This is a genomic window from Candidatus Aquiluna sp. IMCC13023 (genome assembly GCF_000257665.1).
Classification (GTDB): domain Bacteria; phylum Actinomycetota; class Actinomycetes; order Actinomycetales; family Microbacteriaceae; genus Aquiluna.
In genome coordinates this window covers 41572-67823 of the sequence record NZ_AJKR01000002.1, presented here as the reverse complement: position 1 = coordinate 67823, position 26252 = coordinate 41572, and the positions used below count along the sequence as shown (strand labels likewise).

Genomic DNA, 26252 nt, shown 5'->3' with positions numbered 1-26252 from the left:
GACTATCTATTTATTCCAACACTAGATTAGCGTCCTACTTTGAATTCCTGCCAAATCTAATGGTCAATTGCTTCGAAACTTCTCTGAGTTCCGGAACCCTGAATAACCAAAGCAATCCCAAGTAGGTAAACAGCATGGCGAAACCAACCAGCAACCCACTGGCTACAGCCGTTACCACCCGGTCCACCGGGTAGCTTCCTTCGCCAACGCCACCCAGCCAATTCAAAACTAGAACTCCGATTATTGCCGAGGGAATCATTGCTAGAAAAAATGTAATCAGCGATCTGCCAACGCCAAAGCCCTCTAGGCCGCCAATTCGGGACTTTAGGGCCAAGTAGGCGATGATTCCTTGAACCGTCACCGAGAAGGCAGTCAACAAAGCTATTGACACCACCAGCCACTGCTTGTCCATTGTTGCGCCAAGAATCAGTGAGCCAGTGATGTGGATGGCAATCTGAATGCTGGTAAAGAAAAACGGTGTTTTGGTGTCCTCCAGCGCAAAAAAGGCTCTTTGCATCATATAAACGAAGCTAAACGGAACCAGGCCGATCATGAATGCCGCGACCACATTTCCAAGCGCAGCAGTTGCTGGGTACTCTCCCGCGAAAACCCGGGCAATTGGATAGGACAGCACTATTAGCATCGCCGTCGAGATCATGCTCACCAGTGCGATCACCTTGAGCCCGGTGGTCATATCGATCTTGAATTTAGCCATGTCGTTACTGGCGGCGTGGTGGCTCATTCTCGTGAAGTAGGCGGTGGCTACCGACACCGTGACTACCGAGTGCGGCAGCATAAAAATTAGCCATGCAATCGCGGCCGCAGCCACCGATGCCACAACAACCCCGGTGTCTCTAGCGCTTGCGGCAGTGGAGGCAACCGCGGTCTGAACCACACCACCGACTTGCGTCACAAAAACCATCGCGAGTGACCAACTCGCGGTCTTTAGGGCCGGACCTAAGCCAAAACCTCTCCAGCGGAAATTTAGCTTCAACTTCAAGCCGATTCTGCGCCAGCTGGCCAACAGAATCATCGACTGCGCAGCCACACCCAAAGTTGCTGTCCCCGCCAACAGCGCTATCTGGTCAGCGCCCCAGTCTGTGATGCCTCTTGCCCCTGTGGGGTCCGCTCCAAAAATGGCGATGAATGCCGCCAGGCCGCCCAGTGAAACCAAGTTGTTCAAAACCGGGGCCCACATGTATGGACCAAAGGCGCTTCTGGAGTTCAGAACCTCGCCAAACACTGAATAGATCCCGTAAAAAAACAGCTGCGGCAAGCACCAGTAAGCAAAAGCGGTGGCCAGGGCCAGCTGCTGTTCGGTCCAACCGGCCGTGTAGAGCCGAACTAGGAATGGAGCCGCGATGGTAAAAATAAGCCCGACAACAAAAAACACCGTGATGGCCAGCGTGACAAAGCGGTCGATGTAACCCTTGCCACCGTCTTTGGCAGCGCGCGCTCGAACCAACTGCGGAACCAGTACGGCATTCAAAACGCCACCGACGATTATTGCGTAGACGCTATTTGGAAGTTGATTTGCAACGCCAAAAGCATCAGCCGCGTCGGTCGTGACACCGATTGTGGCGGCCAGTAATACAGCGCGCGCAAAACCCAGTAGCCGGGACACAATTGTCCCACTTGCCATGATCAGCGAACTGCGAGTCACTGAGGGGTTGATATCACTCACGGGGCTGCCTTCGAAGCTTCGAGGTGGTTCGGATCACACCAATAACAATTAGTGCAAACATCGCCACACCAAAGCTAACCAGCAAAAACAGCTCAATGTCGTAATTTACGATCACTTCTACAACCACGGTGTCGCCGATCTGATTGCCCTCAACACTCAACCACACTGAAATTTCTAGTGGCCCATTGGCAATTGCCTTGATTGGCAGTTCGGCCACCGCGCTTGATCTTGCAGGGATGATCAGCGTTGCGTTCTCGATTATTTCTAGGCGAAAGCTGTTGCTTGCTGCCATAACCGTGACTTCAATGTCTTGATCGGTTGGGTTTGTGACCGTTACCGGTATTCGGGCATCTCTGGCAACAACGTTTATGTTGCTGCCTGGGACAATGCTTGGCTCAGCCGCGATGGCGGCGTTTGGGATGAGCAAAAGCGCTAGCACCAGAAGCCAAGCCCGCCTCACTGAATCAGCCTCTGAGCCTTCTCCGCGATGCGCTTTTCAGTGGCGTGAGCCAAAACATCTCCAACCTCGCTGAGATCGAACCATCGAACCTCAACCACTTCGCCAGTTGGGTCGTTGTTTGCGGAAAGCTCACCGCTGGTGTGTCTAAGCAGATAGTGATGAACGGTTTTTTTGATTCTTTTTTTGCCGACCGTAAACCCATATTGAATCTCGCCAATTTTTGACACCACTTCACAGGCCAGGCCGGTTTCTTCCTCAACCTCGCGTTTAGCAGTTTGTTCTAGGGCTTCCCCAGATTCGACGTGCCCCTTTGGGATTACCCAGTCCATGCCCCCACCGCGATTCCGATGGCTGATAAGAGCGACTTTATTTGGATTGGCGGCGCTAACAACCAGGCCTCCTGCGGAGACCTCCGTGACAGTTCTATTACTGGGCGCGCTCATAACCCAACTCTACTTGTCGACTGTGGCAAGCTATTGCCCATGCAACAAGTGGCGGATGCTCTCAAGAACCTGACGGACAACACGGATAACCCGTTGTTCACCGTCCTGGGCGAGGCTTTTGCGGCAGCCGGTGAAGAGCTAGCTTTGGTCGGAGGGCCAGTCCGAGACGCCATTATGGGCAGGCGCTCAATTGACCTAGATTTTGCTACCAGTGCTAACCCAGACAAGATACTCAGCATTGTTGGACCGTTGGCAAGCGCAACCTGGGATATCGGCAGAGCCTTTGGCACAATCGCAGCTCAAATCGGTGATGAAAAAGTGGAGATTACAAGTTATCGCGCCGACAGCTACGAGGTTGATTCCAGGAAGCCGACGATTGAATTTGGCGACAACCTAGAGGATGACCTGAAGCGCAGAGACTTCACAGTGAACTCAATGGCGCTTCGGTTGCCATCCAGGATTTTTGTAGATCCGCATCAGGGCCTTCGTGATTTGCTTCTGGAAACGCTCAGAACACCTTCCGCCCCGGAGGTTTCTTTCTCAGACGACCCACTTCGAATGATGCGAGGAGCCAGATTCGCATCGCAGCTGGGGTTTGAGCTCGACCCGGAGGCTTTCACCGCAATGTGTGGCATGGCTGAACGAATCGAAATCATCTCCAAGGAGCGGGTTCGTGACGAACTAAGCAAGCTTTTGCTATCAGATAACCCGATTCCAGGCCTTGAGATCTTGGTCGATAGTGGCATTGCGGAACTTGTCTTGCCGGAGCTACCAGCTCTAAGACTAGAAATGGACGAGCACCATCACCACAAGGATGTTTATCAGCACAGCCTCACCGTTGTTTCTCAAGCGATCGAGCTGGAGGCTGAGTACGGGTTAGAGAAAAACCTCGTACTTCGGCTAGCAGCGCTGCTGCACGATATCGGTAAGCCAGCCACCAGAAGATTAGAGACCGGAGGCGCGGTCACTTTTCATCACCACGATGTGGTCGGGGCGAAGCTTTCAAAAAAGCGGCTGAGTGAATTGCGTTTCGATAATGACACCGTCAAGGCTGTTTATCGTTTGATAGAGCTTCACCTTAGGTTCTTCGGGTATTCGGACCAGCAGTGGAGCGACAGCGCGGTCAGGCGTTACGTGAGAGACGCGGAGGCTCAGCTGGCCCAGCTACACGTTTTGACGCGTGCCGATGTTACAACCAGAAATAAGCGCAAGGCCGATCGCTTGGCTCACGCCTACGACGATTTGGAAAAGCGAATTGCTATTTTGAGCGAACAAGAGCAGCTCGATGCAATTCGCCCAGAATTAGATGGCGCTCAAATCATGGAAATCCTAGGGATAAAACCTAGTCGCGAGGTCGGGCTTGCCTACGATTATTTGTTGGAGTTACGCCTAGATCAGGGCGAGATTGGCCCAGAACAAGCAAATAAACTCTTGCTCGAGTGGTGGTCCAACCGCTAAGGTTAAAAGGTTGCCTAGGCAACACCAAAGTAAAAAAAATGCTAATACCCTCCTGTCACGGAAAGACCGTGGCCGCTTTAGACCGAAGGAGGTGGGTTATAAATGCATAACTACGAGCTAATGGTCATTATGGACCCCTCACTAGACGAGCGCATTGTCGCTCCAACACTCGACAAGTTCCTAACGGTAATCACCGCAGCTGGTGGCACCTTGGACAAGATCGACATTTGGGGCCGACGTCGCATGACGTATCAGATCCAGAAGCACTCCGAAGGGCTCTACGCAGTGGTTAACATGAACACCACTTCTGCAGCCGTGCAAGAGCTTGACCGTCAGCTAAATCTGAACGAGTCAATTCTTCGCACCAAGGTGCTCCGTCTGGAAGAAGCAATTTTCAGCATCAACCCAATCGAATTCGTTCCCGAAGAGAAGCCTCCTCGCGCAGGCCGTGGTGGCCCTCGTGGCGGCGGCGCTCGCGGTGGCAAGCGTCCAACAGGCGCTAAGGCCGACTAATGGCTGGCGAAGTAGTCATAACGATCGTTGGCAACCTAGCTGACGATCCGGAACTGCGCTACACGCAGGGCGGAATCGCCGTGGCCTCAGTCCGCGTTGGCTCAACCCCGAGAACCTTCAACCGTCAGACAAACGAGTTTGTTGACGGCGAAACCGTATGGATTCGCTGCACCGCTTGGCGTGAGGTTGGCGAGAATGTTGCTCAGTCACTAACCAAGGGAGCACGAGTTGTAGTCACCGGTCGCATGAAGCCGGCTTCTGCTTACCAAACCGCTCAGGGTGAAGCCAGGGCTTCACTCGAGTTAGAGATTGACGAAATTGGACCATCACTTCGCTATGCAACAGCAACTGTTACAAAGCGTGCCCGTGAAGGCTCTGCACAGGTTGAATCCCCATGGGGTGGAGCTCAGGCAGAAAAGAAGCAGGCCAATTCTGGAGCGGATGCTTGGGCTAACCCAGCAGAAGCCCCATCCGACGAAGCACCTTTTTAGAAAAGACCTAGGAGAAAAAAATGGCAGGAAAGTCAGCTGACCGCCGCAAGCAGATGAACAGTAAGTTCGACAAGCTTGCTCCGGCAAAAACAATCAAGATCGAATTCATCGATTACAAGGACGTCGCAACATTGCGCAAGTTCGTAACCGAACGAGGCAAGATCCGTGCCCGTCGCATCACTGGTGCGACTCCACAGGACCAGCGCAAAATTGCTAAGGCCATCAAGAACGCTCGCGAGATGGCGATAATGCCATACTCCGGTGCTGGACGCTAGAGGAGAATCACATGTCGAAATTAATTTTGACCAACGAGGTCCAAGGTCTCGGCTCAGCCGGTGACATTGTTGAGGTAAAGAACGGTTACGCACGTAACTTTTTGATCCCAACCGGACTAGCAGTTATCTGGAGCCGCGGTGGCGAGAAGCAGGTCACCCAGATCCGCGACGCCCGCGACGCCCGTGCCATTGCATCTGAAGAAGAGGCACTGGAGATTAAGGGCAAGCTTGAGGGCGCTCTAATTACAATCAAGTCAAAGGCGGGAACTAACGGCCGCTTGTTCGGCGCAATCAAGACTTCTGACCTGGCTGAGGCCATTCAGGCCCTTGGTTTCGGCGAGGTTGACAAGCGTAAGATCCAGTTTGCATCTTCAATCCGCACCACCGGTAACTACGAGGCAAGCGTTCGTTTGAACTCTGACCTTGTGGCACGGGTAAAGCTGCAGGTTGTTTCTGCCAACTAGCACAATTTTCTGAAGGACAACCCACACGAAAAAGTGTGGGTTGTCCTTTTTATTTGGTTGTTTTCCACAACCCTAAGCCTGAGCTTTAGGCTTTTCAGAGATTTTGTTATCCACAGGCAGAAACCAGTAAAACACTGGGCAAAAAGTACATATCAGTTTATTTATCCACAGGTTATCCACAGGCGAAGACCAAAATCATCGGCGTGTTTCCACAGGGTTATCCACAGTTATCCACAGACTGATTTGTACGCAAAGTGTCACTGCCCCAAGCTATACATGTCTTATCTAGTTCTGGAGGAATCTTATGTCGATGTTGTCAACCGTTACAGCATCTGACCCTCGAGTAGCACCTCACAACCTTGAGGCAGAACAGTCCACTCTCGGTGGGATGCTGCTGAGCCAAGAGGCAGTCGCCGAGGTTGTTGAAGAAATAGCCGGTGTCGATTTTTACGCTGGCAAACACGAACTTATTTACAACGCAATCTTGAACCTGTTCGGTCGCGGTGAGCCAACCGATGTGATCGCGGTTACCGACGAACTGAATAAGCAGGGAAACTTACTAAAAGCCGGAGGCTCTGACTACCTTCACTCCCTGGCCAGCTACGTGCCAACCGCCGCCAATGCCGGCTACTACGCGAAAATTGTTGGTGACAAGGCTATTTTGCGCAGACTGATTGATGCTGGAACCAGAATTGCACAATCCGGTTATGACAGCCAGGGTGAGGTCGAAGATCTAGTGAACCAGGCTCAGGCCGAGGTCTACAAAGTCTCGAGTCAGTCATCTAAAGAGGATTACGTGGGCTTGAGCGATTCCCTAGAGGCCGCTATTCACGATATCGAGTTGGCGCAAAACCGTGGCGGGGAGATGACCGGAACCCCAACCGGTTTCACAGATCTTGATGCCTATACCCACGGGCTACACGCCGGGCAGCTGATTATTGTCGCCGCACGGCCGGCGGTTGGTAAGTCGACCTTCGCCCTGGATATCGCAAGGAACGCATCGGTTAGACATAATCAGGCAACAATCTTTTTCTCTTTGGAAATGGGTCGTTCCGAGATCGCAATGCGCATGTTGAGCGCAGAAAGTTCGATTTACCTCCAAAGTATGCGTAAGGGAACAATTTCCGAGGGCGACTGGACCAGGCTTGCAGCCGTCCGCGGTCGAATCAATGATGCCCCGCTCTACATTGATGACAGCCCAAACATGTCCCTGGTTGAAATTAGAGCCAAATGCAGACGTTTGGCTCAGCAGGTTGATCTGAAGCTCGTGGTTATTGACTATATCCAGCTGATGTCCAGCGGCAAGAAGGTTGAATCTCGCCAGCAAGAGGTTTCCGAGTTCTCAAGGGCGCTCAAGCTCTTGGCTAAAGAGTTGGGCCTTCCAGTCGTTGCGCTATCGCAGCTAAACCGTCAGGCGGAGCAGTCCAAGGACAAGCGCCCCGAGCTTTCTCACCTTCGAGAGTCCGGATCGCTGGAGCAGGATGCTGATGTTGTCGTGCTGTTGCACCGAGAGGGAATTTACGAGCGCGATCACCCAAGGGCCGGCGAAGCGGACCTGATCCTTGCAAAACAGCGAAACGGTCCGACCGGAACCGTCACGGTTGCATTCCACGGTCAGTACTCGCGCTTTGTAAATATGCCAAGCTAATCTCGTGCAAATTCTCTTTGGCCTAAGGGCCGCTTTCGCTTTCGGCCTGGGTGTGTTTATAACCTTCAGTCAAGCTCACACTTTTGCCGTCGGCACGGCAGTTGTGGCCGGTTTCGGGTTGGCAGTCGGCCTTAGCTCTTTGGCCTACATTCTTTTCACCAAAAACCACAAGCAATTAGCCCCGCTGATGTTGATTGCAACGCTAATTGGATTATTGAGCGCAGGCACTTTTTTGTATTCAGAAATCCAGCCCCTGGTGTTTTTGCCCCTGGTCGGACTGTTCGGGCTTTCTTTCGCTGCGTTCGAGGGCTATCTGGCAAAACGGGAGGGCTTCCGGGTCGGAATTGGGCGAGATTTCGCCATAAGCGCTGGTTTCAGCCTGGTACTTGGGTTGCTGTTTTTGGTTGCTCCACTCGATGAGGTCAGTGCCGTTGGTTTCTTGGGTGCATATCTGGCGATTAGCGGTGTTTTCTGGGGTATAGCCGCAGCCACACCTCAACCGAAGTAGGCTTGAGGAGTGAAGCGATTCGGAAACCTCAAAAGTTATATGGTTATGTCAACCATTGCCGCCCTGTTTGTTGGACTCATCGTTCTTTTCGGAACCAGATTTGTTGAGCAGGCTTTTATTTGGGGCCTAGTGACCTTCATAGTCTCGCTTGTGATTATTGCCACTCTTGATCTGAGCTTCAAGCCAGATGACCCAGACCCCAACAAGCCGCGCCTTCGCTAACTTTTTAGTTAGTTAGTCTTCTAGGTGCTGGGTGAGGGCCTCGGCGAGACCCACGTAAGTGTGTGGCTTTAGCTTTAGCAGTCGGGCTTTTGTTGGCTCAGAGACCTCTAGTTTGTCAATAAAGGCCAACAGCTCATCTTCGCCAACACTCTTGCCACGCGTCAGCTCTTTTAAAAGAGCGTAAGGGTCCGAAATCTTTGACGTGCCACGTGCCACATCAGCCCTTATCGCGGTTTGAATTGCTTCTCCAAGAACTTCCCAGTTTTCAAGCAGATCAGCCATGAGAACACCTTCACTGATGGCTATTTCGTCAAGACCGCGGTTCACGTTGTCGATTGCGAGCACAGAGTGGCCAAAACCCACTCCGATGTTTCGCTGAGCACTGGAATCGGTCAGGTCACGCTGCATTCTTGAGGTGACAAGGGTTTGAGCGAGTGAATCAAGCACTGCACAGGAAAGTTCTAGGTTCGCTTCGGCATTTTCGAAGCGAATCGGGTTTATTTTGTGGGGCATTGTCGATGATCCAGTTGCTCCAGCAACCGGTATCTGCTTGAAGTAACCAATTGAGATGTAGGCCCAAACATCAGTGGCAAGGTTGTGAAGGATTCTGTTGAAGTGGCTGATGGTTGCGTAAAGCTCAGCCTGCCAATCGTGGGATTCGATTTGGGTGGTGAGTGGATTCCAGTCAAAACCTAAGTGCTCAACAAATTCTTTTGACTCTTTGGCCCAGTCGACATTTGGCGCCGCTGCTAAATGGGCGGCGAAAGTTCCGGTTGCTCCGGAAAACTTGCCCAGAATCTGCTGATTGGCGGCCTTTGTGGTTTGTCGTTTCAGTCGGTGTGCGAATACCGCCAGCTCTTTACCCATCGTTGTCGGAGTTGCAGGTTGGCCGTGGGTTCTTGAAAGCATCGGTATGGCCGCCATTTCCTTGGCCATTCTCGAGATCTTCACGATTGTGTCCGTGGCTCGCGGTAACCAAACGCGCTCCAGGGCATCGTGAACAGTTATTGCGTAGCTGAGGTTATTTATGTCCTCCGAGGTGCAGGCAAAGTGAACCAGTTCGGCCAGATCTTCACGCTTCATGGCTGACAAAGCGTTCCTTACGAAATACTCCACTGCCTTGACGTCGTGGCGAGTGGTTGCCTCTATTTCGGCGAGTTCTGTCACTGAAGCGTCCGAAAAATCTTTTACCAAATCACGCAGTTTGGTCTTTTCTTCGAGCGACAACTCTTTACTGGTTCCGAGAAGATCTCTCTCAACCAGCCAAATTAGCCACTCAACTTCGACTAATACCCTCGCTCTGTTGAGACCCGCCTCACTGAGGTGCTCGCCGAGCTCCCTAACTTGAGATAGGTAGCGGCCATCTAGAGGGCTTAGGGGTTGCGAAGAAAGAGTCACGACTCTATTTTGCCGTACTTGGGGCCTGAGCACACTGCGAGTATCCAAGTGTTCGTTATTTATAAGCTCAATTGGCTAACGAATTTTCAATACCTTTAGGACCGCTCTGGTGAAGAAGCTCGCAATGCTCATGACTATGGCCGCCAAAATTGCCCAACCAAGAGATTCAATTTCGAGGCCCTCAGAAGTGAAGCCATCGATGCTGAAGACATCCACCCCAATTACCGTGCTCAGCCAAGCCACGAGCAACAACAGCGCACCGTTGATAACAAATGCGATAAGTCCGAAGGTGATTATGTAAAGCGGGAAGGCAAGAACCTTTATTACCGGGGCAATAATTGCGTTCACCAGCCCAAAGACCGCGCCAACCAACAGGAACGAACCTGCTATGTTCCAGAAACCACTGCCTCCGTAGGGGGTTAGTTGAACCTGCGGGACCACCGAGGTGGCAACCCATAGGCCGACGGCATTAACAATTGTGCTAACCAGAAATCGCAACATTGGGCAATTCTTTCAGTAAACGAGCTAAATTAGGTGGCGTGACCCCCGAAAATCAGCCACCAATGTTGCAGCTTTTAGCTCCCGACGGAACCTACGGCGTGCCCAAGGGCTATGAGGCATACGGAAAGATAATCGAGGAGCTCGATCAAGACTTCCTCAAACTTCTTTATACCGACATGGCTCGCATTCGCAGGTTTGACGTTGAGGCAACCGCTTTGCAGCGGCAAGGTCAGCTGGGTCTTTGGGTTCCAGCAATTGGCCAAGAGGGCGCTCAAATTGGCTCAGGCCATGCCGTCGGTAAAAACGATCACATCTTTCCAAGCTATCGAGAGCACGGAGTTGCTCTGACTCACGGAGTCGAACTGATCTCTATTCTGAAAATGATGCGCGGGGTTAACCACGGAGGTTGGGACCCAGAAGAAACTCGTTTTCACCATTACGCGATTGTTCTTGCGACCCAGGTTCTACATGCTGTCGGCTATGCAATGGGCGTGAAGCTGGATGGCAAAGTTGGAACCGGAGACCGGGAAAAAGATTTAGCCGTCATCTCGTATTTTGGAGACGGTGCAACCGCAGAGGGTGATGTTTCCGAAGGCCTGCTGTTTGCAGCGGTAAACGAGTCACCCATTGTCTTTTTTATCCAAAACAATCAGTGGGCCATTTCTTCTCACATTGACAGTCAAACCAAGGCGCCTCTTTACACCCGAGGCGAGGGCTTCGGTGTTCCAGGAATGCGCATAGATGGCAATGATGTTTTGGCTTGCTATGCGGCAACCAGGCTTCACATGGATAACGCCAGATCCGGAGATGGCCCGTTCTTGCTGGAGGCACTCACTTATCGAATTGGCGCCCACACAACATCCGATGACCCGAGCAAATATCGGGAAGATGCAGAAGTTGATGAGTGGAAAGCCAAAGACCCGATCAAGCGGTTCGAAATCTTCTTGCGCAGGCAAGGCATCGGCGATGACTTCTTCGAAGAGGTAAAGGTTGCCGGAGATGATCTAGCCAAGAAAATTCGCGCAGAAACCTTTGCGCTTGAGGATCCTCCACTGGGAAACATCTTCAACCACGTCTACACCGAGCAGCACCCCGAAATTGACAAGCAGCGAGCCTGGCTCGAAGCCTACGAAGCGCGCATGGGTGACCATGAGTAGCTACAAGGACATGGCAATCTCAAAGGCGCTAAACGCAGGCCTGCAGCAAGCGATGCTTAAGAACGAAAAAGTTCTAATGTTTGGTGAAGACGTCGCAGAATTAGGTGGCGTTTTCCGCGTAACGGAGGGGCTCTATAAAGAGTTTGGCCAAAGCAGAATATTTAATACCCCAATTGCAGAGTCTGGGATCGTTGGAACCGCAATCGGGCTGGCCATGCGTGGCTATCGCCCAGTGGTAGAGATTCAGTTCGACGGTTTTGTTTTTCCAGCCTTCAACCAGATCACCAGCCAGCTTGCAAAACTCACCTACCGGTCCGAGGGTTCAATGCAGATGCCGGTGGTTATCAGGATTCCTTACGGCGGTGGAATCGGCGCTGTTGAGCACCACTCTGAGAGCCCAGAAGCATATTTTGCCCACACACCTGGCCTAAGGGTTGTCACACCTTCTAATCCAAACGATGCCTATTGGATGATGCAGCAGGCTATCGAGTCTTCGGACCCGGTGATCATGCTCGAGCCAAAACGCCGCTACTGGCAAAAGGGCCCGGTAAATCTCGATACTGCGCCAATGCCGCTTCACAATGCCAGGGTCATGATCGAGGGAACCCAGGTCACGCTTTTGGCCTATGGGCCAATGGTCACAGCCGCTCTTCAGGCTGCGGAAATTGGTGCCGAAGAAGGTGTGAGCATCGAGGTGATTGATCTTCGGTCGCTATCTCCAATCGATTACCCAACAATCATGGCTTCGGTCAAGAAGACCTCGAGGGCAGTGATTGTGCACGAGGCTCCAACGAATGTCTCACTCTCGAGCGAAATAGCGGCACGTATTTCCAACGAGGCCTTCTACAACCTAGAAGCACCGGTGATACGTGTCGGTGGTTTTGACACCCCCTATCCACCTGCAAAGCTAGAAGAAGCATTTTTGCCTGATGCAGACCGTATTCTTGAAGCAATCGACAGGTCTCTGGCCTACTAGGGAGTCTCAAAATGAGCATTGCGAAGTTCCCACTGCCCGATGTCGGCGAAGGGCTAACCGAGGCCGAAATGGTCAGCTGGCTTGTCGCCCCGGGCGATCACGTCACGGTCAATCAAATAATTTGTGAAATCGAAACCGCGAAATCAGTTGTGGAACTGCCATGCCCGTTCGAGGGTGAAGTGGACGAGCTCTTGGTTCAGGCCGGTGAAACCGTCGAAGTTGGCACCCCGATTATTTCGGTTCGAGTCTCAGGCGAATCGCCATTGTTGGTCGCGGATAAGCCAGACACCCATCCTGCAGTTGCTCAAGAGGCCGACACCGGAGCCGAATACAAAATCCCAACTTTGGTTGGCTACGGAGATGCCGGTGAAGCTAAATCTCGCAGGGGCCGGCCGGTAAAGCCAGCCGCCACCGCAACAGCGGTGCCGGTGGCAATGGTGAGTGCCGCGGCTTTGGCATCTGACTCAATTATCGCCAAGCCACCAATCAGAAAAATGGCCAAAGAACTAGGCGTGAATCTAGCCACCGTTAGCGGCTCGGGAACCCGGGGTGAAATAACTAGAGAAGATGTTATTTCCAGTGCCAGCCAAGCTAGCGTCTTCAAAAACCTCACCACGCCAGCGGTTTCCTCAGAGCGAGAAGAGCGGATCCCGGTCAAGGGCATGCGCAAGGTGATTGCGACCGCAATGGTAAAAAGCGCCTTCACCGCTCCTCACGTCAGCATCTTTGTTGATGTCGATGCGACTAGGACCATGGAGTATGTAAAGCGCCTAAAGGCATCGGTTGATTTTGCCGGCGTGAAAGTAACTCCACTTTTGATTATGGCCAAAGCCATAATCTGGGCCGCCAGAAGAAATCGAATGGTGAATTCAACCTGGTCGGACACCGAGATTATCGTTCACTACTTTGTGAACCTAGGCATTGCGGCGGCAACCCCGAGGGGTTTGATAGTTCCGAACATCAAAGATGCCGACGCCATGAACATGATCGAGCTGGCAACAGCGATCGAAAAGCTTGCTGCAACCGCCAGAGAGGGCAAGACCACGCCCGAGGACATGAAGGAGGGAACCATCACAATTACCAACATCGGTGTTTTCGGTGTTGACACTGGAACGCCGATTTTGAACCCCGGTGAAGTCGGAATTGTGGCTCTCGGTTCAATTCGTAAAAAGCCCTGGGTCGTTGACGACGAGATTGTGGTTCGCCAGGTAACAACTATCGGTGCAACCTTTGATCACCGGGTGGTTGATGGCGATGTTGCCTCCAGGTTTGTGCAGGATGTGGCCAGCGTTATAGAGGAGCCAGCCCTACTGCTTGACTAAATGGTATTGACAATCGTTTTCATTAAGCGCTAAGATCAGAGCATGAAAATAAATACAACTAAGGCATTCGCTGCAATCGCCGCCGCACTAACAACTGTTGCCCTGACCGGTTGCGGAACTTCCGTAACCGAGGAGAACGAAGCTGCAGCCGAGTCAAGGCCCTCCATCGTTACCACCACAAACGTTTGGTCCGACATTGTAGGCCAGGTGGCCGGAGAATTTTTTGATGTCACTGCAATCATTTCCGACCCCGCCCAAGATCCCCACTCCTACGATGCAACCGCTAGGGATCAGCTTGCAATCACTGAGGCCGACCTGTTTGTTATGAACGGTGGAGGCTACGACGATTTTGCTCTGATTTTAGCCAGCACTTCGAACGTTGAGGTGTTCAACGTGTTCGAGATTCTTGAGAGCACCGACACAGAGCATGGTGAAGAAGACCACGCGGACGAGCATGGTGAAGAAGACCACGCGGACGAGCATGGTGAAGAAGACCACGCGGACGAGCATGGTGAAGAAGACCACGCGGACGAGCATGCTCACGCGAGTGATGGCTCCGACCATATCTGGTATGACCTTCACCTGGTTGAGCAAGCAGCGATCTCCCTCGCCGAAAAGCTCGGTGTTCTACAGCCTGATAATGCTCAGGACTTCATCGATAACGCAGGCGCTTTTGTGTCCGACATTTCAGTCCTAGAGCAAAGGGTTCAAACTCTTGCCGACATTAATGTGCACTACTTTGAGGCCCACCCGCTGGCAACGATGCTATTCACCGATTTGGACTACGAAAACCTAACTCCAAAGGGGCTTGCTGAAGCGGAAGAGGCCGGCCTCGAGTCTGCAGCCAGGGTCTTGGCAGACTCCCGGGAGCTTATTTCTTCTGGAAAGCTGCAGTTTCTAGCAATTAATGAGCAGGTCACTTCTCCCACCCTCGAAGCGCTCAAGAGTCTGGCCGAAGAGTCAGGCGTCCCTATTCTGAAGTTCGACGAGTTACTGCCAGACGACACTAACTACCAAGAGTGGATGGGCTCACTTCTGGATTCGATTGCTGCCGCTAGCTAGCTAAGAGCTTGCTCAACCAGCCCGCGACAAAAGTCGCTGGTTGGTTGAGTTTGCGCGGACAGTCATTTTCAATAAGGAGTAGTGTCTAGAGAATGAAACGCTGGATATTGGGTAGTGCGATCGTGACTTTTGTCGCACTCATCGCTGGTTTTACTCTGGGTCCAGTTATTTTCAGAGACGCCCCGGCTACGAGTGTTGCAAACCCTGAACAGAGTCCAACCCTTACCAGAGGTGGTATGACCGGGTCCATCAAAGTTGTCGCATCCACCAACGTTTGGGCAAGCATCATAGAAATTATCGGCGGCGACTGGGTAGAAGTAACGCCAATTATCCGCAACGTCGCTCAAGACCCTCACTCCTACGAGTCAACCGCCAGAGACCAGCTAGCAATTCAGGATGCCGAGTTAGTAATTGCTAATGGCGGCGGTTACGATGACTTCATGGAGCAGTTGGTTTTTGCAACCGATGGCGACAGAATATTTTTAGAGCTGGTTGAAGGCAAGCATTCTCACACCGAAGAAGACCACGATGCCACTAATGCTGAGGCTGCCGCAGTCGATACACATGAGAACGAACACATTTGGTACGACCTTCACGCTGTCGCAGAGGCCGCGGACTTGATCGCCGAGGCGATCAATGAACTCAGACCAGAAGCCTTTGACGATGTGAATCAGAACTACGATTTCTTCGCATCCGAGCTTGAAAACCTCCAGCTTCGCATCGATTCTCTAAGGGATCGAGCTTTGGGCTTAGGCATCATTGCCGTTGAGGGCGTTGGAAACCTAATGCTTACTGATGCCGGTTTTGAAGACCTAACTCCACAGAGGCTCGCTGATGCAATCGAGGAAGAGCGCGATGTTCCTCTAACAGCCTCCGATGAGGCCAGGACCTTGATAAAGAATAAGCTTGTGGTGTTACTTGTCACCAATACTCAGGTTCAAGATGCGATTTCGACGGACCTAGTGAAAATGGCCGAATCTGTGGGGACTCCAGTTGTGGAGCTCAGCGAAGTGATTCCGAGTGAAGACTTGGACTACTTAGATTGGATGGCATCAGTTATTGATCGACTTCAACAGGCGATTTATTAAATGACAGGAGTCCTAAGCGTCCAACATGCAACTCTCCGGTTCGATGATCGAGTCATCTGGCAGGGTTTAGATTTTGAGATTCAGCCCGGAGAGTTCATTGCGCTAATTGGGGCAAATGGATCCGGCAAGTCGATGCTTTTGAAATCAATCCTTCGCCAACAGGAACTTACCTCAGGATCGATCGAGTTTCTTGGGAAGCCCTCGACTTCCGGCAGCACCAAGATCGGCTATATTCCTCAACATCGTTCCACGGACTCCCACCTGCCTCTTAGGGTCTTTGACTCTGTTCGGTTCGGTTTGGACGGTCATCGTTTTGGTTTGCCTGTGTCAAGCAAAAATACTAGAGCGCTTGTTTTGGCAGCCCTTGAGCAGGTTGACGCCCTAGATCTCGCGGACAAGCCGATCGTTGAGCTCTCCGGTGGCGAGATGCAGAGGGTTCGAGTGGCGCAGGCGATTATTTCTAAGCCGAAACTCATCCTGGCCGATGAGCCGCTTAGTGCGCTAGATCTAAACCACCAACAAATAGTTAGCGGTCTGATTGCTGACCAGGCTAAAAAGCAGGGCTCTGCGGTGCTGTTTGTGACCCACGATCTCAACCCAATCGCAGACTATGTCGATCGAGTTCTTTACCTAGCGCAGGGGCGATACGAAATCGGAACCACCGATGAAGTAATGCAGTCCGAGGTGCTCTCCAATCTTTACGGAACCGAGATCGACGTAGTTAGAAACCAAGGACGAATCGTGGTTCTTGGGGCCCACGATCACAACCACCACGATGACGAAGAGTGGTTGTGATGGAACTCTCCGACGTTTTTGACTTCTCAGACTATGACCGCCTAATTCCGCTGGTTACTAACTCGCTGTGGGCGGGGGTGCTGCTAGCCCTAGTGGGTGGCCTGGTTGGTGTGTTTGTAATGAACCGAGAGCTGTCCTTCGCCGTCCACGGAATTTCCGAACTTTCGTTTGCCGGAGCAGCGATTTTTCTGCTGTTCGGTTTTGACGTGGTATTTGGCTCGGTTGTCGGTTCGATGATTGCTGCGCTGATTCTTTCGCTGCTGGGAGACAAGTCAAAGGATCGAAATTCAATAGTGGCGGTGCTGATGCCCTTTGGGTTGGGCCTTGGAATCCTTGCTCTGGCTCTTTATCCCGGCCGAGCGGCGAATAAATTTGGTTTACTGACGGGGCAGATAGTTGCCGTCGATGACCCAAAGCTTGCCTCCCTTGCTGTGATAAGTGCCGTGGTGCTGACCTTGTTGGTGATCATGTGGCGGCCGCTTTTGTTTGCAACGCTCGATGCTGAGGTTGCTGCTGCCAGGGGTGTGAACACCAAGGCGCTCGGGATTGTGTTTGTTCTAGTTCTGGGCTTGGCTGTTGCAGCTGCGGTCCAGGTTGTTGGGGCGTTGTTGGTTCTTGCGCTTCTTGTCACGCCGGCTGCGGCCGCGCTTCGCTTGAGCAAGAGCCAGCTATGGGTTCCGGTCCTAAGTGTTTCATTCGCACTGGTGGCGATGTTGGGTGGAATTCTGCTTGCTCTTGGCGGCGGATTGCCAATTAGCCCGTATGTAACAACCATTTCGTTCTTGATTTACCTGACTGCACGCCTGATAGCTTTCGTGAAGTCCAAAGGGGTAAGAGAAAAGATTGTGGTGCGCTCATGACCATACGAAGGACCACCTGGCAGAAGACAGCGGTCTTTGAGGCTTTGAGCCAGGACAATATCTTTGTTTCTGCCCAAGAGCTGCACCAAAAGCTCCTGTTCGGAGGCCAAAAATTGGGACTCACCACTGTCTATCGGGCGCTCACGGATCTAGTTGAAGCCGGTCAGGCTGATGTTTTAGCCGGCGAAGACAATGAAATGCGTTATCGAGTCTGCAGTAACGAGCACCATCACCACTTGATTTGCCGAAAGTGCGGGAATGCAGTCGAATTTGACCTTGATGGTTTCGAGGCCGAAGTGAGCGCTTTGGCTGTCAAACATGGCTATAAAGATGTTGCCCACAGCATCGAACTTTTCGGCATTTGTGAAAAATGTGGCATGTCGGCTTGATTTTCTTGATTCAGGACTTGCTTTTGGGTGCCTCAGCCTCCTAAGCTTGCATGGTTGCACGGGCTCCGGCCCGCTCAAACCCAAATCATTAGCTTCGGGAAAACACGCCCTTAGGAGGAAACATGGCAGCGTACTGCCAGGTGACGCAAACAGGACCGCAGTTCGGTCACAAAGTTTCGCACGCTCAGAACAAGACCAAGCGTCGTTTTGACCCGAACATCCAGAAGAAGACTTACTTCGTACCTTCATTGGGACGCAAAGTGACCTTGACCCTTTCTGTGAAGGGCATCAAGACAATCGACGTTCGCGGTATCGACTCGGTAATCACCGAGATGGTTTCTCGCGGCGAGAAGATCTAGGAAGCAATAGATGGCCAAGGATAAGGACGTACGTCCAATCATCAAGTTGAAGTCCACCGCGGGCACCGGCTTTACATATGTAACCAAGAAAAACCGTCGTAACGACCCAGACCGTATCAGCCTGAAGAAGTACGACCCAGTAGTGCGTAAGCACGTCGAATTCCGCGAGGAGCGCTAAACACATGGCAAAGAAGTCGAAGATTGCTCGTAACGAGCAACGCAAGGTAATTGTTGAGCGCTACGCAGTAAAGCGCCTGGAACTCAAGAAGGCTTTGGTTGATCCAACCTCAACAGTTGAGCAGAAAGAAGCAGCCCGAGTGGGACTTCAGAAGCTTCCTCGCAACGCAAGCCCAGTTAGAGTGCGCAGCCGCGACCTAATTGATGGTCGCCCACGTGGAGTGCTGTCTAAGTTTGGTGTAAGTCGTGTTCGTTTCCGTGACATGGCACACAAGGGTGAGCTTCCGGGCATCACCAAGTCAAGCTGGTAAATACTTTTTATAACTAATCCCGTCTACCTAGGCCAATGCCCAGGTGGACGGGATTTTTTTGTTTTCACGGGAAAGCCTGTTGGCAAAGGAGCAGCGGAAACTTCTTCTGAATCTTGATACCTAAATCCTGAGCGGGGGTAATTTCTTGTTAAAAAGCAACAAAACTGCCCACATCCCCCAAAAATAGCGGAAATCTAAGCGTGCAACACGCCGAGGCGAGAGCATTGACACCGGCGTAGGGGCTATAAGTTGATTGAGACATAACTGTCCACAAATTGTCCAGGAGGACCATATGAACAAGAGCGAGCTAGTTGCCGCAGTTGCACAACACACCGGAGAATCTCAGGCAGCAGTAGGCCGAGTTATCGACGCAATGTTTGACACTATCGGCGCATCAATTGCATCAGGCGACAAGGTCACCATTCCTGGTTACCTAAGCGTTTCAAAGGGCCACCGCGCAGCACGTGCGGGACGTAACCCACAGACCGGCGCAACCATTCAGATTGCAGCAGCTAACACCGTAAAGGTCTCAGCAGGCAGCAAGCTAAAGGCGTCAGTCAAGTAACTCAAGTATTCAACTAAGAAGCGGCGTCTTTGATTAGACGCCGCTTTTTTGTTTCTCTGGAATAAGCTTGTGTGCATGAATAGCAAGTCGCGCTCCTACACCCTGGTCCTTATGCAGTTTCTGCTCATTGCGCTGCTGTTGTTATCCCCCAGGCAGGAATCTCCTTACGGCGGTGCCAGCGAGATTGTTGGCGTGTTTGGAGTCGGCCTGATCGCTCTTGGATCAGGTGTGTTGTTGGTTAGTTTTATTGGGCTAGGCAATTCTTTGACCGCCCTTGCGATTCCGAAAGACAACGGGACGTTAGTTACCCACGGAATTTACTCACGGGTTAGGCACCCGATTTATTTTGGATTACTGGTCATGAGCTTTGGAGTGATGCTCGATGCTGGCTACTGGCCGCAGGTCATCGTCGTGATGCTGCTTTATGTGCTGCTTGGCAAAAAGGCGGATTTCGAAGAAACGATGCTGCGCGAACGGTACCCGCAATACAAACAATACGCCGAGAGGACCCCGCGGTTTTTCCCGAGGCTCGGTAGGTGAAACTAAAAACCTCTAATCATGCTCTGCAGGCAATAGCCGTTGTTCTTGCTGCGGGTTTAATAAGCGTTGTTGTTGGACTAGTTATTGCAGGTGGTGCAGAGCCCCTGCAGTTCTCTGACCCTGGCCCCGTAGTTCGCTGGGGAGCCCCATTTGCCAAGCTGGTCATGAATTTTGCGATGGCAACCACAGTGGGGTCTTTGGTGCTTTCGGCATTTGCAGGAAACCTAGAAGAGCGGTCCAAATTATCTCGAGTCGCAAGCTCGGCTGCGGCACTCTGGGCGGGGGCTGCGGCAGTTAATTTTGTCATGACCTACCTAAGCGTCTCGGGCTCGGCTATTTCTTATGGCCCAACATTTTCTGATGGCCTTTGGTTGTTTGCCACCCAGATTGAACTCGGGACACTTTTGGTTTGGAATTTAGGCTTCGCGTTTCTGCTGAGCCTCTCCACCCTTGCCTTCAACGGTCGAAGGATGAATGCCGTAAATGCGGCGATCGCCATCGCCGGGCTTTACCCGTTGGCTGCATCCGGGCACGCTTCTGGCGATGCGGGTCACGCGCTCGCGGTGAACTCACTGTTGATGCACCTGGTCGGCATCAGCATATGGGTTGGCGGGCTTATTGCTCTGTATGCGGTTTTCAGGGGAGATAACCAACGAACTGCGGTGCTGGTTTCTAGATACAGCACCTTGGCATTTGTGGCGTTCATCATGGTCGCGGTTTCCGGAGTGACCTCCGGCATCATCAGGCTTTATGAGCCAGCAGACCTGTTTACTAGCTACGGGCTGCTACTGATGCTAAAAGCTTCGCTGGTGGTGGTGCTGGGGCTGTTTGGAGCTCGGCACCGACTAGGGCTAGTGAAGAAGCTTGCCGAACGCTCGGTTAGCTTTTGGCGACTGGCGATCTTCGAATTAGGAGTCATGGGGCTGGCAGTTGGAATGGGGACGGCACTGGCTAGAACCCAGACTCCGCTAGATGCTGCAGAATTTGTGCCGCTAACTCCGGCCGAGATCCTAACCGGCGACAAGTTACCTCCGGAGCTGACCGATCTTGCTTGGGTGACGGTCTGGGACATTGATGTTTTGTGGATGAGCGTGTCCCTTGGGGCAATTGCGCTTTATCTTTACGGCGTCAGCGTTCTTCGTAAGCGTGGGGATAAGTGGCCGCTGGTTAGAACCATTTCTTTTGTTTCCGGAATGCTGGTTTTGCTCTATGTCACAAACGGTGCGATGAACGCTTACCAGGAGTACCTGTTTAGTGTTCACATGGTTGGGCACATGGTGTTATCGATGATGGTTCCTGTCCTGCTGGTTCCAGGAGCACCTGTGACGTTGCTATCCAGAGCGCAGGCACCACGCAAGGACGGATCTTGGGGGATGCGTGAGTGGGTGCTTTGGGCCGTTCACACACCTTTCGCTTGGTTTGTTTCGCACCCCTTATTTGCTGGTCTGAATTTTGCGCTGTCACTGGTGATGTTTTACTACACGCCGCTATTTAGGTGGGCAACCGAAGAGCACATAGGGCATCAGTGGATGCTGATTCACTTCTTGATTACCGGTTATCTGTTCGTGCAGTCTCTGATGGGTGTTGATCCCCAGCCACACAGAACCGGTTATCCGATAAAGCTCATGCTCCTGATTGGAACGATGGCTTTTCACGCCTTCTTTGGGCTTGGTCTGATGAACGAAAGAAGCTTGCTGCTTGCCGACTGGTTTGGGGCGATGGGAAGAACCTGGGGCGATGACCCATTGGCGGATCAGGCCATTGGCGGCGCTTTTGCGTGGGGAGTCGGCGAAATACCAACTATCGTCATAGCCCTGATAGTTGTTACGCAGTGGTCAAGGTCTGACGATCGAGAGCGCAAGCGCCTAGATCGAGCATCTGATCGCAGTGGAAACCAGGACCTTGAGGATTACAACCAAATGCTTGATAGTCTGAGTAAAACGAGAGACAAGCACTAGTGATTATTGATTTGAGCCAAGAGCAACAGTCTCTTTTTGAATACATCGAGCAATCAAGCAGCAACGTCTTTGTCACCGGCCGAGCCGGAACCGGCAAATCGACACTTCTTTCACATCTAACGGCGAATACCGAAAAGTCCTTCGCGGTTTGTGCTCCAACCGGCGTAGCGGCATTGAATGTTGGTGGGGTCACCATCCATTCGCTATTCACCTTTCCAATTGGCCTGCTGGGTGAAGTCGAGATTGCAAGACACCTGAATAAGCGAACTCGTGAAATTCTTCGAGCATTGGACATGCTGGTAATTGACGAGATTTCGATGGTGTCTGCCGACCTGATGGATGGGATTGATCGGGCTCTTAGAATCGCAAGGGGGAGAAAGAACGAGCCATTTGGCGGCGCCCAAATAGTGATGTTCGGGGATCCCTACCAACTAGCCCCCGTCCCACCTCGTGACCCTTCGGAAAAAAACTACATCGCTGAGAACTACCAGTCACTTTGGTTTTTTGATGCTCATGTATGGCGAAACTCTGAACTAGAGCGATTTGAGCTTTCTGAAATCTTCCGTCAGTCGGATGACGACTTCAAAGAAATCCTCAATGCGATCCGAGATGGGTCGGTAACCCAAGCCATGCTAGATGTTTTGAATAAAGCCGGCAACCGTTACCCACCGCATCTAGATGTGATTCGTTTGGCAACCATCAACGAAACCGTGAATGCCGTGAACCACCAGCGCATTGAGCTGATAGAAACCGATCCAAAGATCTTTAAGGCCGTCTACTCAGACGGTGCTGCAAAAGCCTTTGGGCGAGCACTACCTGCTGAGACAGAATTGGCGCTCAAGGTCGGCGCGCAAGTGATGTTTATTAAAAACGATGACGCCAGCAGCAATAAGACTTCAAATGGTTCGGCCATTAGACGCTGGGTGAATGGAACCATTGGCCGAGTTGTTGCCCTGCCGAAATCGGGTTTGGTAGTAGTAGATGTTGATGGTGAGCAACTAGAGGTTGGGCCGGCGACCTGGGAAAAGATTCGCTATGAGGTCGAAGAGGACTTTGACGAATCAACAGGCAAGACCAAAGAGACGCTAGTGCCGGTGACGTTGGCCGAGTTCAAGCAGATTCCGCTGCGACTGGCATGGGCGGTCACTATTCATAAATCTCAGGGCCAAACCTACGACGAGGTCCAGATTGACATGGGCCGAGGCGCATTCTCGCCAGGTCAAACATATGTTGGGCTTAGCAGAGTCAGAACATTGGGCGGTCTTTACCTAACCCGTGCGATCTTGATTCGAGACGTGATGGTTGATTCGGATGTGGTCCGGTTCATGTCCGGGGCCCAGATAGAAGCCACCAGTTCAGAGCTTCTGCCACCCTTCTAGCCCAGTAGCTTTCGTGGTGACCAGTGTTTGGGTAGGTGGCGCCAACAAGTGAGTCGGGCGTGAGGTAACCTTTGGCCTTTATTTTCTCAAGGGCCGCTTCGTGAAACGGAGCGTAGTTTTCATCAAGCTCAATGGTCCCGGTGTCGGTCCAGATCCGGTGGTTGCCATCTTGAGGCAGTAGATCAGTTAGCTCTTGGACCATGAAGTCGCCACCAAAAGGCCAATGCGTAGAGAACCCAATTGCAGTGCCGAAAACCTCCGGGCGCTTGCTCATTGCGTATAGCGACATTAGCCCACCCATGGATGAGCCCATGACTGCAGTGCGGTCCGGGTGGTGGGTGATCTGATGCCTGTCCAAAATAAACGGGATAATCGCATCTGCCATCAACGAAACATAAGCATCCCCAAGTGATTCTCCGGGGGAATCCTTATATTCCTCGGGCATGTGATCCCAGATTTCTTGGTGGTTATCTAAAATCTTCTGCGGAGCCAGCTCTCTAAGCCTCGATAAATCGCTCAGGCCCCAGAGTCCGATAACTATTGGCTGCGGCCCTCTAACCTCTTCTCTCATGGCTGTGAGGATCTCCCAGGTCTTGCCTTTGTAGGAGTCTTTCTCGTCAAACAGGTTTCTGCCGTCGTGCATTATCAAAATTGGTGTTGTGGCCGTGATGGTTTTCGGTGCCCAAACATCAACGCGGTGGTTATCGAACTCGAATTTCTCCATTGAGCCGCCGGCCAGGCGTCGCTCTAGAAGCTTTCTTTCTCGAAATGCCATAAAGAGCGGGAAAGTAAATGCCATGGCGGTGATTCCAGAAAGCAGGAAGTAAAGCCAGACTCGCTTCATGCCTAAACGCTTTGCTTCAACCAACATCAAGGTGATGACCGCGATGCCAACCACCAGCAAATCTAGAGACAGCACCCAATCCACGTAGGACCCAAACCAGGCATTGAGGTAGTCTGCTTCTTGGGTTACGGCGAGTGCATTCAGCACCCACGCGGTCACTAGACCCAAAGCGGCAACGGCAAAGTAAATTCTTGATCGAACGATGTGTTTTTTGAACATGCTGGAATCATTCCACGAACCACAAGGCTTTATCTTCAAGTAAACGAAGTAAAGGATCAAATGCTCTCCCTGGCTAACTTCATCGTCCGTCGTGCCAAGTTTGTGCTCTTTGGATTTATAGGGCTTATCGCGCTCAGCAGCGTTTGGGGCTTCCAGGTTTTTGGCAACCTACAGGGCGGCGGCTATGACGACCCAAACTCAGATTCGGCAACAGTCAGTGAGCTCCTTGGCACTGAGTTTGCTCTTGATCCGGCCGAGGTTATAGTCCTAGTTGATTTACCAGGTGACGCCAACGAGCTAAATGCCAATGGAGCGCCAAAGTATTTTGAACTGGTCACGGAACTAAGTGATGACTTAGCAAAAATTGATGGTGTTATCTCGGTTGATAACTACTACTCCCTTGGGTCACCCGCCTCACTTATTTCCACTGACGGCAAGTTGGTCTATGTCCTAGTGGATCTTCAAAATGGCATCAGCCAATCTGTTCCCACCGCACTGATCATTGACGAATTCACCGGTGACTACCTGGGGGCCGAGGTTCACATCGCCGGCTTCGGTGCTGTGGCGAAAGCAATCACCGAAACCATTGAGCAGGACCTGATTAGGGCAGAAATTATTGCCATACCAATTGTGCTTTTGCTGTTGTTGTTTGTCTTTGGTTCTCTAGTTGCAGCCGGATTGCCGCTATTTGTTGGCGGACTTGCGATCGTGGGTTCATTCTTCGTGGTCTGGGGCGTAAGCGAGTTTACCGACGTGTCGATTTTTGCTGTGAACTTGATCACTGGTCTTGGTCTTGGTCTAGGCATCGATTACAGCCTGCTGGTGGTGAACCGTTTCCGTGAGGAGCGAGCGGCCGGAAACAGCGTTGAAGAATCAACGGTTGCAACCATAACTACCGCCGGCAAGACGGTTATCTTCTCGGGCCTGACCGTCGCACTCGTTATGATTTCAATGGCATTTTTCCCGCAGTATTTCTTGCAGTCCTTCGCACTTGCCGGGTTCACGGTTGTGACACTGGCGGTTATCGGAGCAGCTATTGTGATTCCGGCTCAGCTAGTTCTTCTGGGCGACAAGGTCGACTCGATAAGGATCTTTAAGCGCAAGCTGGTTCCAAGCGACAAGGGCATTTGGGAGAAGATTGCCCGCTTCACAATGCGCAGACCTTTGCCAATTCTGTTTGTGACGATACTTGGCCTTTCGGGTATGTTCTCGCTGTCAACCGATGCGGTATTTGGTCAAGTGGATGACCGAGTATTGCCACAGGATAGCCCCGCTTCGGTTGCCTCTAATCTATTGAGAGAGCGCTTTGATGGCCGGGCGTCTTCGCCGATAGAAATACTTGTTCAAGGTAGCGATGAGGCGATAAATGACTACATTGTTTTGGTTCAAGAGCAGCCAGATGTCGCCAGGGTGGCTATCGTCCCAACTGCCGAGGACACCGCGTGGGTCAGGATTAATGCGATCACGTTAGTGGAGCCCAGAAGCCCAGACGGTTACGATCAAACGGTTTCACTCAGGGGTCTTGATTCCGATCTAGATCAAGTCCTAATTGGCGGTGGTGGGGCTTATTACACCGACTCGCAGCAGGGCATTGAAGATGCGCTGCCGCTTGCGGCGCTCTGGATATTTATAACCGCATATGTATTGCTGTTTCTGTTTACCGGCAGCGTGCTGTTGCCGCTGAAGGCAATTGCACTCAACGTGCTTTCGCTGGGCGCAGTAGTTGGAGTGCTTAGTTACATTTTCCAAAATGGTCACCTGCAATGGTTAATTGGCGAGTATTCGGTCACCGGAACCCTCGACACTTCTTCGCTGGTGATGGTCGCGGTCGTGGCATTTGGTTTATCCATGGACTACGAGATGTTCCTGCTCTCAAGAATTAAAGAGCAGCATGACGCCGGCATGAACACCGAGAACTCGGTCGCGGTTGGTTTGCAGCGCTCCGGCAGGATTATCACTGCGGCGGCATTTATTTTGGCCGTTACCTTTGGGGCATTCGCATCTTCGGGAGTCTCAATTATGAAGATGCTCGGCTTTGGAATTGCCTTCGCGATTCTGCTTGATGCCACTGTGGTCAGGGCACTGTTGGTTCCAGCATTAATGCGGCTATTTGGAGATGCAAACTGGTGGGCGCCGAAGTGGCTCAAGGCGGTTCACAAAAAAATCGGCTTGAGTCACTAACCTTA

General features: G+C 52.0%; 30 protein-coding genes. 24 read left to right on the top strand and 6 right to left on the bottom strand.

The genetic code is table 11. The features are described 5' to 3' along the window. Positions 1-34: 34 nt before the first annotated feature. Genes murJ through IMCC13023_RS01250 form a run of 3 tightly spaced genes read right to left on the bottom strand, consistent with a single transcriptional unit; the run spans position 35 to position 2587 of the window. The gene (gene murJ, locus IMCC13023_RS01260; protein WP_050816696.1) at positions 35-1684 is read right to left on the bottom strand and encodes a murein biosynthesis integral membrane protein MurJ; all 1650 of its coding nucleotides are present in this window, start codon (positions 1682-1684) and stop codon (positions 35-37) included. Then, complete coding sequence (locus IMCC13023_RS01255) at positions 1677-2144, bottom strand: DUF6049 family protein (RefSeq protein WP_040324771.1); 468 nt, start codon at positions 2142-2144, stop codon at positions 1677-1679. The genes murJ and IMCC13023_RS01255 overlap by 8 nt, the downstream gene beginning before the upstream one ends. Continuing rightward, positions 2141-2587 carry an NUDIX hydrolase gene (locus IMCC13023_RS01250; protein WP_040324770.1) on the bottom strand — a complete coding sequence of 149 codons (447 nt, stop codon included), beginning with the start codon at positions 2585-2587 and terminating at the stop codon, positions 2141-2143. The genes IMCC13023_RS01255 and IMCC13023_RS01250 overlap by 4 nt, the downstream gene beginning before the upstream one ends. A gap of 39 nt (positions 2588-2626) precedes the next feature. Here IMCC13023_RS01250 and IMCC13023_RS01245 point away from each other — a divergent pair, with 39 nt between their 5' ends. The 8 genes from IMCC13023_RS01245 to IMCC13023_RS01210 all read left to right on the top strand — a co-directional run bounded on the left by IMCC13023_RS01245 (position 2627) and on the right by IMCC13023_RS01210 (position 8166). Next, positions 2627-4045 carry a CCA tRNA nucleotidyltransferase gene (locus IMCC13023_RS01245; protein WP_040324769.1) on the top strand — a complete coding sequence of 473 codons (1419 nt, stop codon included), beginning with the start codon at positions 2627-2629 and terminating at the stop codon, positions 4043-4045. A 102-nt stretch (positions 4046-4147) separates the two neighbouring features. Beyond that, complete coding sequence (rpsF, locus tag IMCC13023_RS01240; RefSeq protein WP_007540415.1) at positions 4148-4558, top strand: 30S ribosomal protein S6; 411 nt, start codon at positions 4148-4150, stop codon at positions 4556-4558. Continuing rightward, entirely contained in the window at positions 4558-5049 is a 492-nt protein-coding gene (gene ssb / locus IMCC13023_RS01235; RefSeq protein ID WP_007540413.1) for a single-stranded DNA-binding protein, read from the top strand. Before rpsF ends, ssb begins: the two co-directional genes overlap by 1 nt. Before the next feature lie 20 nt (positions 5050-5069). After that, positions 5070-5324, top strand: coding sequence for a 30S ribosomal protein S18 (gene rpsR, locus IMCC13023_RS01230; RefSeq protein WP_007540411.1), 255 nt, complete (start codon positions 5070-5072; stop codon positions 5322-5324). Positions 5325-5335: 11 nt separating this feature from the next. Next, positions 5336-5788: a 50S ribosomal protein L9 gene (rplI, locus tag IMCC13023_RS01225; protein WP_007540409.1), complete on the top strand. Its 453-nt coding sequence runs from the start codon at positions 5336-5338 to the stop codon at positions 5786-5788. 304 nt (positions 5789-6092) lie between these two features. After that, on the top strand, positions 6093-7436 hold the full coding sequence (gene dnaB, locus IMCC13023_RS01220; RefSeq protein ID WP_007540406.1) for a replicative DNA helicase: 1344 nt from the start codon (positions 6093-6095) through the stop codon (positions 7434-7436). Positions 7437-7440: 4 nt separating this feature from the next. Then, positions 7441-7944 (top strand): hypothetical protein, encoded by a 504-nt coding sequence (locus tag IMCC13023_RS01215; protein ID WP_007540404.1) that lies wholly within the window; start codon positions 7441-7443, stop codon positions 7942-7944. Between the two features lie 9 nt (positions 7945-7953). Beyond that, positions 7954-8166, top strand: coding sequence for a hypothetical protein (locus IMCC13023_RS01210; protein ID WP_040324768.1), 213 nt, complete (start codon positions 7954-7956; stop codon positions 8164-8166). Positions 8167-8178: 12 nt separating this feature from the next. Here IMCC13023_RS01210 and purB read toward each other — a convergent pair whose 3' ends face one another. Further along, positions 8179-9564 (bottom strand): adenylosuccinate lyase, encoded by a 1386-nt coding sequence (purB, locus tag IMCC13023_RS01205; RefSeq protein WP_007540400.1) that lies wholly within the window; start codon positions 9562-9564, stop codon positions 8179-8181. A 75-nt stretch (positions 9565-9639) separates the two neighbouring features. Continuing rightward, positions 9640-10065 carry a phage holin family protein gene (locus IMCC13023_RS01200; RefSeq protein ID WP_007540398.1) on the bottom strand — a complete coding sequence of 142 codons (426 nt, stop codon included), beginning with the start codon at positions 10063-10065 and terminating at the stop codon, positions 9640-9642. A gap of 62 nt (positions 10066-10127) precedes the next feature. Here IMCC13023_RS01200 and IMCC13023_RS01195 point away from each other — a divergent pair, with 62 nt between their 5' ends. The 15 genes from IMCC13023_RS01195 (at position 10128) to IMCC13023_RS01125 (ending at position 23003) form a co-directional block, all read left to right on the top strand. Further along, on the top strand, positions 10128-11222 hold the full coding sequence (locus tag IMCC13023_RS01195) for a thiamine pyrophosphate-dependent dehydrogenase E1 component subunit alpha (protein ID WP_007540396.1): 1095 nt from the start codon (positions 10128-10130) through the stop codon (positions 11220-11222). Beyond that, complete coding sequence (locus IMCC13023_RS01190) at positions 11215-12198, top strand: alpha-ketoacid dehydrogenase subunit beta (protein WP_007540394.1); 984 nt, start codon at positions 11215-11217, stop codon at positions 12196-12198. Before IMCC13023_RS01195 ends, IMCC13023_RS01190 begins: the two co-directional genes overlap by 8 nt. Before the next feature lie 11 nt (positions 12199-12209). Further along, positions 12210-13520: a dihydrolipoamide acetyltransferase family protein gene (locus IMCC13023_RS01185; RefSeq protein WP_007540392.1), complete on the top strand. Its 1311-nt coding sequence runs from the start codon at positions 12210-12212 to the stop codon at positions 13518-13520. A gap of 42 nt (positions 13521-13562) precedes the next feature. Continuing rightward, positions 13563-14582: a metal ABC transporter solute-binding protein, Zn/Mn family gene (locus tag IMCC13023_RS01180; RefSeq protein ID WP_007540391.1), complete on the top strand. Its 1020-nt coding sequence runs from the start codon at positions 13563-13565 to the stop codon at positions 14580-14582. Positions 14583-14674: 92 nt separating this feature from the next. Next, a complete protein-coding gene (locus tag IMCC13023_RS01175; protein ID WP_050816695.1) occupies positions 14675-15670 on the top strand; it encodes a metal ABC transporter solute-binding protein, Zn/Mn family in 996 nt (331 codons plus the stop codon). Beyond that, positions 15671-16465: a metal ABC transporter ATP-binding protein gene (locus IMCC13023_RS01170; RefSeq protein ID WP_007540386.1), complete on the top strand. Its 795-nt coding sequence runs from the start codon at positions 15671-15673 to the stop codon at positions 16463-16465. After that, the gene (locus IMCC13023_RS01165; protein ID WP_007540384.1) at positions 16465-17325 is read left to right on the top strand and encodes a metal ABC transporter permease; all 861 of its coding nucleotides are present in this window, start codon (positions 16465-16467) and stop codon (positions 17323-17325) included. Before IMCC13023_RS01170 ends, IMCC13023_RS01165 begins: the two co-directional genes overlap by 1 nt. Further along, entirely contained in the window at positions 17322-17714 is a 393-nt protein-coding gene (locus IMCC13023_RS01160; protein WP_007540382.1) for a Fur family transcriptional regulator, read from the top strand. Before IMCC13023_RS01165 ends, IMCC13023_RS01160 begins: the two co-directional genes overlap by 4 nt. 122 nt (positions 17715-17836) lie before the next feature. After that, the gene (rpmB, locus tag IMCC13023_RS01155; protein ID WP_040324766.1) at positions 17837-18073 is read left to right on the top strand and encodes a 50S ribosomal protein L28; all 237 of its coding nucleotides are present in this window, start codon (positions 17837-17839) and stop codon (positions 18071-18073) included. Positions 18074-18083: 10 nt separating this feature from the next. Then, entirely contained in the window at positions 18084-18251 is a 168-nt protein-coding gene (gene rpmG, locus IMCC13023_RS01150) for a 50S ribosomal protein L33 (protein ID WP_007540378.1), read from the top strand. Between the two features lie 4 nt (positions 18252-18255). Further along, positions 18256-18561 (top strand): 30S ribosomal protein S14, encoded by a 306-nt coding sequence (rpsN, locus tag IMCC13023_RS01145; protein WP_007540376.1) that lies wholly within the window; start codon positions 18256-18258, stop codon positions 18559-18561. Between the two features lie 292 nt (positions 18562-18853). Further along, a complete protein-coding gene (locus IMCC13023_RS01140) occupies positions 18854-19126 on the top strand; it encodes an HU family DNA-binding protein (protein ID WP_007540374.1) in 273 nt (90 codons plus the stop codon). A gap of 75 nt (positions 19127-19201) precedes the next feature. Then, on the top strand, positions 19202-19666 hold the full coding sequence (locus tag IMCC13023_RS01135) for a methyltransferase family protein (RefSeq protein ID WP_040324765.1): 465 nt from the start codon (positions 19202-19204) through the stop codon (positions 19664-19666). After that, a complete protein-coding gene (locus tag IMCC13023_RS01130; protein ID WP_007540370.1) occupies positions 19663-21624 on the top strand; it encodes a bifunctional copper resistance protein CopD/cytochrome c oxidase assembly protein in 1962 nt (653 codons plus the stop codon). The genes IMCC13023_RS01135 and IMCC13023_RS01130 overlap by 4 nt, the downstream gene beginning before the upstream one ends. Then, positions 21624-23003, top strand: coding sequence for an ATP-dependent DNA helicase (locus IMCC13023_RS01125; protein ID WP_007540368.1), 1380 nt, complete (start codon positions 21624-21626; stop codon positions 23001-23003). Before IMCC13023_RS01130 ends, IMCC13023_RS01125 begins: the two co-directional genes overlap by 1 nt. Here IMCC13023_RS01125 and IMCC13023_RS07285 read toward each other — a convergent pair. Then, positions 22948-24066, bottom strand: coding sequence for a DUF2834 domain-containing protein (locus tag IMCC13023_RS07285; protein WP_157775949.1), 1119 nt, complete (start codon positions 24064-24066; stop codon positions 22948-22950). The two genes, IMCC13023_RS01125 and IMCC13023_RS07285, sit on opposite strands and share 56 nt — an antisense overlap. Here IMCC13023_RS07285 and IMCC13023_RS01115 point away from each other — a divergent pair. Beyond that, a complete protein-coding gene (locus IMCC13023_RS01115) occupies positions 24052-26247 on the top strand; it encodes an MMPL family transporter (RefSeq protein ID WP_007540366.1) in 2196 nt (731 codons plus the stop codon). The genes IMCC13023_RS07285 and IMCC13023_RS01115 overlap by 15 nt on opposite strands. The last annotated feature ends 5 nt before the right edge of the window (positions 26248-26252 follow it).